Below are 11,611 nucleotides of genomic sequence, written 5' to 3' on the forward strand. Positions count from 1 at the left end.
TGAGCCTTCTCAAGTACATCTTGCCCTCCCCTGAAAGCAAAAGAACACTAAGCACTCATATCCTGCCAATTTTCAAAAAACTCTGAATCCCAAGCGCCGATCCGGGTCACCTATATACGATGACCTAGAAGACGACAGGCAAAGGAGGCATTTCATGAGCCTTGCAATGATGATCTTCAGCATGATCGCGGCTTGGATGGCTGTAGCGTTGGCCATGCTTTGGGGCGTGCTGCGCATCGCGCGACGCCACCATCACCCTATGGACGTTGAAGCGGCGGCGGGTGTGGCGAAACTCAAGCCGCTGCGCCGTGCATCGCCCCAGCCAATGGTTCTGATTCGGATATAAACGGCGCGTTATCCGGCCCCTGTCACTGACCGGAGCACAGCATCTTGATCCGCACGCGCCTTACGTCCACGCAGCTGTTGCAGCTGGCTTTCGTCGCCATTTTCGTGACGCTGGGCTGGAATCCGGTTGATCGCCATACGTGGCTGATCGAGAACAGCCTGGTATTGGTGGGTGCCGCATTCGTTTGGTTCGCACGCCACCGGTTCTACTGGACACCTGTTTCCTGGGCACAGGTCGTGTTGTTCTTGTGCCTGCACCAGGTGGGTACCCACTACACCTATCCTCAGGTTCCTTACGATCAGGCGTTTGCAGCGCTTACCGGTATCTCCATCGACCAGACTTTCGGCTGGCAGCGCAATCAGTACGACCGCCTCGTACACCTGTTCTACGGGCTGCTGTGGGCGCTGCCTTTGCGCGAAATTCTGACGCGCCAGTGCGCTTTGAAAGGGGCTTGGGCTTCGCTGATGGCCTGGTCACTGGTGCTGTCCACGTCCATGCTCTACGAGCTGATGGAGTGGTTGGGCGGCAGTAATTCCTCATTTGTCGGGGCACAGGGCGACTTCTGGGACGCTCAGAAAGACATGGCCATCGCAGCGGCCGGCTCGCTGGTCGTGCTCATCTGCCGTGGGCATTTGATCAGGGAAAAAATTTCCTGGGTGCTGGGTAGACATAACGGCTGATGGGCCTAGTTTGAAAGGCAGGCAGGCGGCAGGTCCTGCCGCTTGGAGCGTCGCCGATGGAGGAGGGAAAATGCTCGGACGCAAACTGAAAGAACCCCAGCCCGATACGCCCACCGACAGCCTCGCGCTCGGCAGCGGTCGCACGGCGGCGCTGTTTCGGCTGACGGGTACCTTTATCCTCCTGGTCATCGTGATGTTCATCAGTGTGGAAGGCTGGCGAGCATGGCGCGACTACCGGCAGGCATACGCTTCAGCCGAGGACTCGGTCACGAACCTGGCCCGTGCTACGGCCCAGCATGCCGAAGATGCGGTACGCCAGGTCGATGTGCTGACCTCGGTCCTCAGCGAGCGCGTCGAGGGCGACGGCCTGGATCGCATGGACGTGCCGCGCATCCACGCCTTGATGGTCGAACAGGCGAAGATCATGCCTCAGTTGCATGGGCTGTTCATCTACGGTCCGGACGGTGAGTGGATCGTGACGGACAAGGAAGCCACCCCGGAGATCACCAACAACGCCGATCGGGACTACTTCCAATACCACCGCACCCACACCGACCGCAGTGTGCGGATTGGTGACGTGGTGAAAAGCCGCTCCACGGATGAGCCGATCATCCCCATATCGCGTCGCTTGAACAATCCAGACGGCTCTTTCGCCGGGGTTCTGCTGGGGACGATTCGGGTCAATTACTTCGTCAACTACTATGGCGATTTCAAGATCGACGATAAAGGCGCTCTGGTGCTGGCCATGCGCAACGGCACGATTCTCGTTCGCCGGCCCTTCGACGCCGACGTGATTGGCCGAAGTCTGGCCGACAGTGAGATTTTCACGCGTTATCTGCCGCGCTCCAACGAAGGGGTTGCCGACGTCAAGGCGGTGGTGGACAACACCCACCGGCTGTACGGGTACCGTGCCTTGGACAGCTACCCACTGGTGGTCGAGGCCGGCTTGTCGCGCGAGTCCTTCATCGGGCCGTGGCGACAGGATCTGATCAAGACCGGCCTGGTGCTGCTGGTGTTGATCGCAGGTCTGGGCTGGTTCGGCATCATCGTGCTCGGACAGTTGCGTCAGCGCATCGCCATGGAACGTGAGATCCGCCGGGCACACGAGACGGTTCGCGAAATGGCCCTGACCGATAGCCTCACCGGGCTGGGTAATCGCCGCCGGCTGGACATGGTGCTGGAGCTGGAAATGCGCCGGGCCAAACGCCAGGGCTCGCCGCTGGCGTTGATCATGCTGGACGTGGACCACTTCAAGCGCTTCAACGACACCTATGGCCACGCGGCCGGCGACGGTTGCCTGGAGCGGGTGGCGGGTGCCATCGGCAAGGCGCTGCGGCGGCCAGCCGACCTGGCGGCTCGTTACGGTGGCGAGGAATTCACCGTACTGCTGCCTGACACCGATGGGGCCGGAGCAGGCAACGTCGCCGAGTCGATCTGCCAGGCCGTACGCGCGCTGGCCATACCCCATGCCGATCACCCTGCGGGAATCGTCACCGTCAGTGCCGGCGTAGCCAGCACCTCTGCGGCTGATGAGGTCACCGCCGCAGGCATCATCAAGGCCGCTGACGCGTGTCTCTACATGGCCAAGAGCAGTGGCCGCAATCGCTGGTACGCCGTGCGCGAACAGCAGGAACCGCGAGAGTCGACAACGGTTGAGCAGGACTCCCCTGGATCTGGATGAACATCAAAAGAAGGAACTCACGCCCATGAGTGTGGCCGGAACTGGGGTACGCAACTGTTTCGATGATTAACCAGTGGAGGACAAGATGCCCGGTGTAGACGGAAAAATTCGTTATGCAGTGGTCGCAGGTGGCTCGATTTCACAGGGTGCGTTCATGCCCGGTGTAGGTCAGACGGAAAACTCCGTGATCACGGCGCTGGTGACCGGCGATCCGGTCAAGGCCGACAAGCTAGCCAAGCAATACGGCATCAAGAGCTATGGCTACGGGGACTATGCAACCCTGCTTGCCTCCGGCGAGATCGATGCGGTGTACGTGGCTACGCCCAATTTCCTGCACAAGGAGTATGTGGTCTCGGCGCTGCAAGCGGGCATCCATGTGTTGCTGGAAAAGCCCATGGCGGCGAGCGAAGACGACTGCCTGGCGATCAAGACGGCGGCCGAGCAATCCGATGCCAAACTGATGGTTGCCTACCGTCTGCACTGCGAGCCGGGCACGATCGAGATGATCGAGCGGGTCAAGGCGGGTGATTTCGGTGACCCACGGCTGTTCACCTCGACCTTCACCCAGACCGTCAAGCCTTCCAACCATCGGGTTCAGAATGGCTTCGCCGCCGGCCCTGTTCTGGACATGGGCCCCTACCCATTGAACATGGTGCGCCAGCTGTTCAATGACGAGCCGCTCGAAGTGACTGCAGTGGGTATAAACACCCCCGGCCACGGCCTGGATACGCCTGATACGGTGACGGTGGTACTGCGCTTCCCCAATGAGCGGCTGGCGCAATTCACCGTCAGCTACAGCCTGCCCAGCAGCGAACGCTTCCAGCTGATTGGCAGCACTGGTGAAATAGAGGCCTCGCCGTGTTTCGGCTACGGTGAAGGGGTGGGGATTACCTATCGCGCGATCATCGATGGCAAGACCCTCGAACATGCTCACCCGGTAGTTGACCAGTTCGCCGGCGAAACCGCCTACTTCTCCGATTGCATCCTCAATGACGTGGCGCCAGAGGCGGATGCCGATGAAGGCTGGAGAGATGTTCGAGTACTGGCGGCGGTCGAGCGAGCGCTGAGCACCGGGCAGGCCCAGAAACTGGAGCCACTGCCGGCCAAGCGCGTGCCAGACGCCAGGCAGCGCCGCCAGTACCCACTGGCCAAGGTACCCGAGTACATCAATACCGAATCGCCTACCCAGTAAACCACTCGCTCAGTGCGCATTGATCGATGCGCACTGAGCCTCCGTTGTTGCCACAACGGCTTTCGATCGCCTTTCAAGATACAGAGGGGCTGCCGGTAACCGCACAGATGTGGATGCAACCGCAGCACTCCACGCGCCGAGTAAAAGATAAAAACTCAAAATAATCAGCTACTTGCGATTATTCAACTGTAGTGGCCAGCCGTCGCTGGCCAGCCCATACCCCGCCATGTCTTGACCCCTCCGCTCGCTGGATGTCGTAGTACCCGCCACTTCACAACCTGATATGGACATCCTCATGGTCGTATTCGTGGCCGGTATTCACGGCGTCGGCAAAACCTGGCTGTGCGAGCGCTATGCCCGCCAATACGAGGTGCGGCACATCACCGCCAGTGCGCTGATCGAACAAGTACTCACCTCCTTCAATCTGAGCGCTGGCGAGCGTGTCAATGACAGTGACCTGGATCAGCAAGCGCTGGAACTGGCAGTAAACAGCATCGTCGCCAGCGGTAAATCACTGCTGCTCGAGGGCCAGCTGGTGCTGCGCGACAAGCATGGGCAACAGGTGGCGTCGAACACTGACGCGTTCGCTCGACTGAACCTTGCCGCCATCGTCCTGATCAGCTCAGATGTATCAGTCGTTGCCCAACGCCAGTCGAGCCGGGATGCAACCGCGATACCGGCCGATCTGGAAGCATTCCAGCGCCGCGAAATGCAGCATGCGGAGCAGATCAGTAAAGCGTTGGGGATTCCACTGCTGACCCTGCACGCTCCCGATACCCATACGTTCAACCAGGCGGTTGGCGCCTGTTTCGGCCACTCGTCGGTTGCGCGGCACCTGTTGCCCCCCGGTGTAGCCCAATGAACGTAATCCCTCATTGCGGAGATGCACCATGACGCTCACAAGAAAACTCGCTTCCCTGGCGCTGGCTGGGATGTTGTCGGCCTCTCCATTGGCCGCTTTTGCTGCCTCCAGCGATGCCAATCCCACTGCAACACCGGAAACCCCATCAGGCAAGCCTGCCATCAAGAGCCCTGAAACCGCGCCCAACGACGGCAACTCCAAAGGCATCGATGGCAAGCAGGGCTCCATGAGCAATGGAGCCGACAGCAGCACCACCGACGGCGGTCCAAGCCCACTCGGCGGTTCCAAGGGTGAAGGTGGTTCGGGCGACGGCGGTGGGAGCGGCAGCGGTAAGTAACGCTCTCATTTGCGGCGTTGTGTCGGGTTTTGGCGGTGGGGGCTTCCCCCTCACCCCAATCCTCTCCCGTGGGAGAGGGGCTCTGCGAAGGCAGCTGCCCGACTGCTTCAGCTCCCTGCCCCGTCTCTCACTACCCGCTAGAAACCCTGCGCCTGCAGAATCTGCTCTAGCGTCCTGTCCGGCTTGCGTCCGTTGAACTCCAGCAACGCTCCAGCGCGGTTGCTGAATATCCCGTCTACGCCCGCATCCATGACCTTCTTGAAGTCCACCTCGTCATCCACGGTGTAGACATGCACCAGCATGCCCTTCTCGTGGGTCAGCGTGTTCATCCAAGGCTGCACCAGGTCCATGTAGCTCTGATCTCCGCCGTGAGTCAGCGCGGCAGAGGGGCCAGTACCGATCGCGCCATTCGCCTTGGCAATGTCGAGCCAACGTTCGAACTCGGCACGGTCACGGGGCTGTTGCGTGGCGTAGTAGGCCGCCTTGTCCTTGAGGCCCGACTCGGCAAACGACACCCTGGACTTCGGTTCGATGCTGCCCTCCCCCACCCATAGCAGTAGCACTTTGGGCACGTCGGGCATTTCCTTGGCAAGCAATTGCAGACTGGATTGTTCGAAGGTCTGCAGCACTACGCGATGCTTGCCGTCGAGCCAGCCCCGCGACTGCAGTTTGGCCTTGAGGTCGCGCTCGATACCTGGGAATTGCTGAGGCACCTTGGTTTCGATGTAGACCCCTGGGTTGCGTTCGGGATTACCTTCGGCAATGTCCAGCACCTGGTCCAGCGTCAGGATCGGCAAGCCGACGTAGCTGGGGCGCGCACGGTCCGGATGGGCCTGATTGAACCAGCTACCGGCGTCCAGGGTTTGCAGTTCGGCCAGGGTGAAGTCGCTGACCGGGTTGTTCTTGCGTGCGGGAAATTTGCTCGCAATATCGGTGGTGCGCAGCAGCGTGTCGTCGTGCAGGGCGATCAGTTGACCGTCGCGCGTGCGCTGCACGTCCAGCTCCAGGTAGTCGGCACCTTGTTCGCGGGCCAGCAGATAGGCCGCACGCGTGGACTCCGGCGCATCGAACGACGCACCCCGATGAGCGATCACCGCCGGGTAGGGAATATTCGAGGCCTGCGCCAGTTGCGCCGGGGTCTGCGCGTATGCGGATGCGGCGCAGGAAAACAGCAGGCCCGCGCAGAGATGTTTGCTCCAGTTTGCCAACATGCGAAATCCTTCTGATGTCGAGAAAAGTGACGGCGACAAACGCCGATGAACCGAGCCAGCATAGACGGCGTCAGATTACAGGGCGATGGCGTGCTAGAGTTCCGCCCTTGTATCCAGACATGAGCAGAACGAATAAAGACCATGGCACACGACGCTTTCGATGCACAGCTGGATGACTGGCAAGCCCTGCAAACCCACCGTCCCTGCCACAGCCTGCTGCTGGGCAATGGCGCCAGCCGCGCGGTGTGGCGCAATTTCGCCTATGACTCACTGTTCGAGCGTGCGCAGAAGGTCCGCAACAAACCCCTGGGGCTCACTGATCTGGCGTTGTTCAAGTCGCTTGATACGCAGAATTTCGAGCAGGTGCTGGGAGTACTCAACAGCACCGTGCGGGTCAACGCCGCCTTGGCGATCAGTTCGACGTCGCCGCTCAACCGCTACTACGCGATCAAGGAAGCCTTGATCCATGCCATGCGCAGCGTGCACATTCCCTATCGCCTGGTCAGTGACGCGACCCTGGCGGCGCTCAATGCCGAACTGCGCCAGTACGCTGCGGTGTACAGCAGCAACTACGACCTGCTGTGCCCGTGGGCCGTCCGTCATGCCCCTGAAGGGCTCGACGAACTGATGGACGTGGACAGCGGCTTTGACATTCGACGCACCGAGCCTCAGGGCACCAGCGTTGTGTACCTGCACGGCGGCCTGCACCTGATCAAGAACACCGATGGCAGTACGCGTTTGCGTACCGCCCAGGGCAGTGCCCTGCTCGATGGTTTCGCCATCAACACCCCAGGCGACGTACCGCTGTTCGTCAACGAAGGCCGCAGCGAAGAAAAACGCCGCGCCATCCGAGGTTCCGATTACCTGAGCTGGTGCCACGCGAAGCTGAGCGGGGAGCAGGGAACGCTGTGTGTGTTCGGGCACAATCTGGACACCGACGATCTGCACATCCTTCAGGCACTGCGCGGAGCGCCGTTGCAGGCGCTGCACGTATCCGTATTCCCGCTGAGCGATGCCTGGGTCATCAGTCAGAAGCAGCGCTATACCCAACTGTTCGAGGGGAGCGGCAAAGCGCTGAGCTTCTTCAATGCCACCAGCCACCCATTGGGGCGACCGGGCTTGAACGTGCCGGTGGAAAAAGCGCTGAAGAAACGCCGCTGATCAGTGCAGGCAGATCAACCCTTTCTCAAGCGCGATGAGCACGGCAACGCTGCGCGAGCCGACGGCAAACTTGCGGCGGATATTGGCGAAGTGAAAATTCACCGTGGCTTCCGAGCACGCCAGTATTCGTGAAATCTCCCAGGATGATTTCCCCTTGCCACTCCATGCCAGCACTTCCTGCTCGCGCGGCGTGAGTCTGTATTCGCGCACCATGAGAACTCCGACCACTGATTCGTAGGATCAATGGTGGCCGGGCATCAGGCGGCAGACAACGCAGGCAACTTGTAGCGCCGTTGAGCAGAATACGCGTTCAGTCCAGCAGACCGTCAGCCCGCAGCAGCGTCTCCAGACGTTGCTCGCGAATGCTGTAGAACGCCTTGAGTGCGTCGATACGCTCCAGCAACGCGGCATTGGTTGGGGCGCTGTCGCGCTTGACCGCCAGGATCATCTTGTTCTTGTTGGTGTGTTCCAGGGAGATGAACTCGAACACCTTGGTCTCGTAGCCGCAGGCCTCGAGCAACAGCGCTCGCAGACTGTCGGTGACCATTTCCGCCTGTTGGCCCAGGTGCAGGCCGTACTGCAACATCGGCTTGAGCAAGCCCGGGCTCTGGATCTGCAGGCGAATTTCCTTGTGGCAGCACGGCGAGCACATGATGATCGAAGCGCCGCAGCGAATGCCCGTGTGCAGGGCGTAGTCGGTGGCAATGTCGCAGGCGTGCAGAGCGATCATCACGTCGATCTCGCTGGGCACCACCGAGCGCACGTCGCCGCATTCGAACACCAGGCCTGGATGTTCCAGCGCGCCGGCGGCAGCGTTGCACAACTCCACCATGTCCGGGCGCAGCTCCACGCCTGTGACCTGAGCCTGGCGCAGAAGCGTGTTGGCCAAGTAGTCGTGAATGGCGAAGGTCAGGTAGCCCTTGCCCGAACCGAAGTCGGCCACTCGCACCGCCTGGGCACTGTCGGCCAGGGGCGAGGTGCTGAAGGCGTGGGAGAACACCTCGATGAACTTGTTGATCTGCTTCCACTTGCGTGACATCGCCGGGATCAACTCGTGGCGCGCATTGGTCACGCCCAGATCCGTCAGGAACGGCCGGGTCAGCTCCAGGTAGCGTTTTTTCTCACGGTCGTGGGCCTGGGCCGGCGCCTCGCGCGGTTGTTGTTGCTTGTTGCGGTGCAGGCTGGCCTTGTTCTTCTTGCTGAATTCCAGTTGCAGCTCGTCGGTCAGGGTCAGCAAATGGGCGTTCTTGAAGGTGTCGGGCAACGCCTGCGCCACGAACTGCTGGCCATCTTGCAGGCTGAAGTTCTTGGTGATATCGCGGGTCTTGTAGCGGTACACGAACGACAGGCAAGGGGCGCCCTTGACCGTGGCCAGCTTGACGATGACACGCTGCAGCTCGGGCTCATCGCCGACGTGGCGTGCCAGCACCAGCTTGATGAAAGCGTTTTGCGCCAGGCTGGTGTCCAGCAGAGCGAGGAATTCGGCGCGTGGGTCGGTAACAGGCATGGCAAAGCAGATCTCGATGGGTCAGAACGGCATTTTAGAGGGTTGGCGGCCAACACGGTAAATTGATTGGATCGGCAACTTGCGCAGATCCATGCGGGGCCTCTGGCGCGTGCATTTGTATCAATCTCCGCACCCGACTGGATTGCCCCGCGCCAATACGTTAAAACACTCCCAACGAATGATAACAACACTGCCAACCTTTCCAGCCGCCGCGCTGTGTGCGGTCGGCCAAAGAGAAAAAACTCAATGAATAAGCTGTGTGTGCTGGGTGTAGTCGTGGGCCTGGCCTTTCAACCGGCGTTTGCCGATAGCCTCGCGCCTACCCCGCAGAACAAGGATGCGTTCATCAGCGACCTGATCAAGCGCATGACGCTGGATGAGAAGATCGGCCAGCTGCGCCTGATCAGCATCGATCATGACCTGCCGCTGGCAAAGATCAACGAGGAGATCGCTGCCGGGCGCATCGGCGGGACGTTCAACTCAGTCACTCCCCACGACAACCGGTCCATGCAGGACGCCGCTCAACGCAGCCGTCTGAAGCTGCCGATGTTCTTTGCCTACGACGTGATCCATGGTCACCGCACCCAGTTCCCGATCAGCCTGGGCCTGGCCGCGAGCTGGGATATGGACGCCATCGCCCTTAGTGCCAAAACCTCTACCCTGGAAGCAGCGTCCGATGGGCTGGACATGACGTTCGGGCCCATGGTCGATGTGTCCCGCGATCCTCGTTGGGGGCGTACCAGCGAAGGCTTTGGCGAGGACACCTACTTGGTGTCTCGAATCGCCAAGGTCATGGTCGACAATATCCAGGGACCGAGCCCGGCCAATCCAGATCGGATGATGGCCAGCGTCAAGCACTTCGCGCTGTATGGCGCTGTGGAGGGCGGGCGCGACTACAACACCGTCGACATGAGCCCTACGCGCATGTTTCAGGATTATCTGCCGCCCTATCGCGCTGCCGTAGATGCCGGCGCGGGCGGTGTGATGGTTGCACTGAACTCGATCAACGGAGTACCGGCCACCTCCAATACCTGGCTGATGCAGGATCTGCTGCGCAAGCAATGGGGGTTCAAGGGCGTGACTATCAGCGACCACGGGGCAATCTTCGAGTTGATCAAGCACGGGGTAGCCAAGGACGAGGCCGAGGCTGCCAAGCTCGCCATCAAGGCCGGCATCGATATGAGCATGAATGACAAGGTCTATGGGCAATATCTGCCGGAGCTGCTGCGTAGTGGCCAGATCAATCAGGCCGACATCGACAATGCCGTTCGTGAGGTGCTGGGCGCCAAATACGACATGGGCTTGTTCGCCAATCCGTATGTACGCATCGGCAAGGCAGAAAACGATCCGGCCGACCTCGACGCCGAGAGCCGGCTGCATCGCACCGAGGCGCGCGAGGTAGCGCGCAAGACCATGGTGCTGCTCAAGAATGACAAGCAGACCCTGCCGCTGGCCAAGGATACCCGCATTGCGGTCATCGGCCCGTTGGCCGATGCGCCCATCGACATGCTGGGCAGCTGGTCGGCCGCAGGGCGGTGGCAACAGTCGGTCACCCTGCTCGCCGGCCTGCGCAAGGCAGCCAGCGAGCCGGGCAAGGTGGTGTATGCCAAGGGCGCCAACCTGACCGATGATCGCTACGTGCTCGACTTCCTCAACCACATCATTCTGGATCAGAAGCAGGTCGAGATCGATCCGCGCTCCGATCAAGTGTTGATCGACGAAGCCTTGGCGGCCGCCAAGCAGGCCGACGTCATTGTCGCCGCCGTGGGTGAGTCCCGTGGTATGTCTCATGAGTCGGCCAGCAGGGTGAGCCTGGACCTGCCAAGAACCCAGCAGGCGTTGATCACGGCGTTGCGCGCCACTGGCAAACCGCTGGTGCTGGTACTGATGAATGGTCGACCACTGTCCATCGACGCCCAGCAGCGTCAGGCCGATGCCGTGCTGGAAACCTGGTACAGCGGCACAGAGGGCGGCAATGCAATCGCCGACGTACTGTTCGGCGATTACAACCCTTCGGGCAAGCTCCCGGTCACCTTCCCCCGCTACGTCGGGCAGATTCCCAGCTACTACAACCATTTGAGCATTGGTCGGCCGTTCGTTGCCGGTAAACCCGGAAACTATACCTCGCAGTATTTTGACGCCGAACCCGGCCCGCTCTACCCCTTCGGCTACGGCCTGAGCTACACCGACTTCACCCTGTCGGACGTCATCCTGTCGAGCAAGCAGATGCGCAAGGGCGGCAAGCTGACCGCCAGCATCAACGTGCGCAACATCGGCAAGGTGGCGGGCGAAACCGTGGTCCAGTTGTATATCCGCGATGTAGCGGCGTCCATGGCGCGGCCGGTGAAAGAGCTCAAGCACTTCAAGAAGCTGATGCTCAAGCCGGGTGAGAGCCAGACGTTGAGTTTCGATGTCAGCGAAGACGACCTGAAGTTCTACAACGCTCAGCTCAAGTACGCGGCCGAGCCGGGTCAGTTCAACGTGATGATCGGGTTGGACTCCGAAGACGTGAAGCAGGCGAGTTTCGATCTGTTGTAATTATCACGAGTTGGGTGACTTGACGGGCCTCATCGCGGGTAGAACCCGCTCCCACCATGGGGCACGCGCAGTCGCCCCACCTGTCCGGCCAGAGCC

At 60.7% G+C, this 11,611-nt stretch carries 11 protein-coding genes; 8 read left to right on the plus strand and 3 right to left on the minus strand.

Annotated features, from left to right (window positions below):
- Positions 1–154 precede the first annotated feature (154 nt).
- The 6 genes from B3397_RS12265 to B3397_RS12290 all read left to right on the plus strand — a co-directional run bounded on the left by B3397_RS12265 (position 155) and on the right by B3397_RS12290 (position 5,098).
- Positions 155–346 carry a hypothetical protein gene (locus B3397_RS12265; RefSeq protein ID WP_296250366.1) on the plus strand — a complete coding sequence of 64 codons (192 nt, stop codon included), beginning with the start codon at positions 155–157 and terminating at the stop codon, positions 344–346.
- 44 nt (positions 347–390) lie between these two features.
- Positions 391–1,026 carry a DUF2238 domain-containing protein gene (locus tag B3397_RS12270; protein ID WP_296250368.1) on the plus strand — a complete coding sequence of 212 codons (636 nt, stop codon included), beginning with the start codon at positions 391–393 and terminating at the stop codon, positions 1,024–1,026.
- Between the two features lie 70 nt (positions 1,027–1,096).
- Positions 1,097–2,707, plus strand: a complete 1,611-nt coding sequence (locus B3397_RS12275) for a sensor domain-containing diguanylate cyclase (RefSeq protein WP_296250370.1) — start codon at positions 1,097–1,099, stop codon at positions 2,705–2,707.
- A gap of 85 nt (positions 2,708–2,792) precedes the next feature.
- Entirely contained in the window at positions 2,793–3,899 is a 1,107-nt protein-coding gene (locus B3397_RS12280) for a Gfo/Idh/MocA family protein (RefSeq protein ID WP_296250372.1), read from the plus strand.
- Positions 3,900–4,194: 295 nt separating this feature from the next.
- Positions 4,195–4,761, plus strand: a complete 567-nt coding sequence (locus B3397_RS12285) for an AAA family ATPase (protein ID WP_296250374.1) — start codon at positions 4,195–4,197, stop codon at positions 4,759–4,761.
- A 28-nt stretch (positions 4,762–4,789) separates the two neighbouring features.
- On the plus strand, positions 4,790–5,098 hold the full coding sequence (locus B3397_RS12290) for a hypothetical protein (protein WP_296250376.1): 309 nt from the start codon (positions 4,790–4,792) through the stop codon (positions 5,096–5,098).
- A gap of 137 nt (positions 5,099–5,235) precedes the next feature.
- Here the strand turns inward: B3397_RS12290 and B3397_RS12295 are convergent, their stop codons facing one another.
- Complete coding sequence (locus B3397_RS12295; RefSeq protein ID WP_296250378.1) at positions 5,236–6,309, minus strand: glycerophosphodiester phosphodiesterase; 1,074 nt, start codon at positions 6,307–6,309, stop codon at positions 5,236–5,238.
- A gap of 141 nt (positions 6,310–6,450) precedes the next feature.
- On the opposite strand from B3397_RS12295, the gene B3397_RS12300 reads away from it, so the two are divergent.
- Positions 6,451–7,470, plus strand: a complete 1,020-nt coding sequence (locus B3397_RS12300; protein WP_296250380.1) for a DUF4917 family protein — start codon at positions 6,451–6,453, stop codon at positions 7,468–7,470.
- Here B3397_RS12300 and B3397_RS12305 read toward each other — a convergent pair whose 3' ends face one another.
- Together B3397_RS12305 and B3397_RS12310 are read right to left on the minus strand one after the other, a co-directional pair.
- Complete coding sequence (locus tag B3397_RS12305; protein WP_296250382.1) at positions 7,471–7,683, minus strand: response regulator transcription factor; 213 nt, start codon at positions 7,681–7,683, stop codon at positions 7,471–7,473.
- Positions 7,684–7,780: 97 nt separating this feature from the next.
- Positions 7,781–8,977 (minus strand): class I SAM-dependent methyltransferase, encoded by a 1,197-nt coding sequence (locus B3397_RS12310; protein ID WP_296250385.1) that lies wholly within the window; start codon positions 8,975–8,977, stop codon positions 7,781–7,783.
- Between the two features lie 246 nt (positions 8,978–9,223).
- On the opposite strand from B3397_RS12310, the gene bglX reads away from it, so the two are divergent.
- Positions 9,224–11,515 (plus strand): beta-glucosidase BglX, encoded by a 2,292-nt coding sequence (gene bglX / locus B3397_RS12315; RefSeq protein ID WP_296250387.1) that lies wholly within the window; start codon positions 9,224–9,226, stop codon positions 11,513–11,515.
- The last annotated feature ends 96 nt before the right edge of the window (positions 11,516–11,611 follow it).

It is taken from the genome of Pseudomonas sp. UBA4194 (genome assembly GCF_002379585.1).
Lineage (GTDB): Bacteria > Pseudomonadota > Gammaproteobacteria > Pseudomonadales > Pseudomonadaceae > Aquipseudomonas.

Bases quoted from the DNA above. Each gene is read 5' to 3' on its own strand.
- B3397_RS12265 (WP_296250366.1), top strand. From the start codon at position 155: ATGAGCCTTGCAATGATGATCTTCAGCATGATCGCGGCTTGGATGGCT.
- B3397_RS12275 (WP_296250370.1), top strand. From the start codon at position 1,097: ATGCTCGGACGCAAACTGAAAGAACCCCAGCCCGATACGCCCACCGAC.
- B3397_RS12280 (WP_296250372.1), top strand. From the start codon at position 2,793: ATGCCCGGTGTAGACGGAAAAATTCGTTATGCAGTGGTCGCAGGTGGC.
- B3397_RS12285 (WP_296250374.1), top strand. From the start codon at position 4,195: ATGGTCGTATTCGTGGCCGGTATTCACGGCGTCGGCAAAACCTGGCTG.
- B3397_RS12290 (WP_296250376.1), top strand. From the start codon at position 4,790: ATGACGCTCACAAGAAAACTCGCTTCCCTGGCGCTGGCTGGGATGTTG.
- B3397_RS12295 (WP_296250378.1), bottom strand. From the start codon at position 6,309: ATGTTGGCAAACTGGAGCAAACATCTCTGCGCGGGCCTGCTGTTTTCC.
- B3397_RS12300 (WP_296250380.1), top strand. From the start codon at position 6,451: ATGGCACACGACGCTTTCGATGCACAGCTGGATGACTGGCAAGCCCTG.
- B3397_RS12305 (WP_296250382.1), bottom strand. From the start codon at position 7,683: ATGGTGCGCGAATACAGACTCACGCCGCGCGAGCAGGAAGTGCTGGCA.
- B3397_RS12310 (WP_296250385.1), bottom strand. From the start codon at position 8,977: ATGCCTGTTACCGACCCACGCGCCGAATTCCTCGCTCTGCTGGACACC.
- bglX (WP_296250387.1), top strand. From the start codon at position 9,224: ATGAATAAGCTGTGTGTGCTGGGTGTAGTCGTGGGCCTGGCCTTTCAA.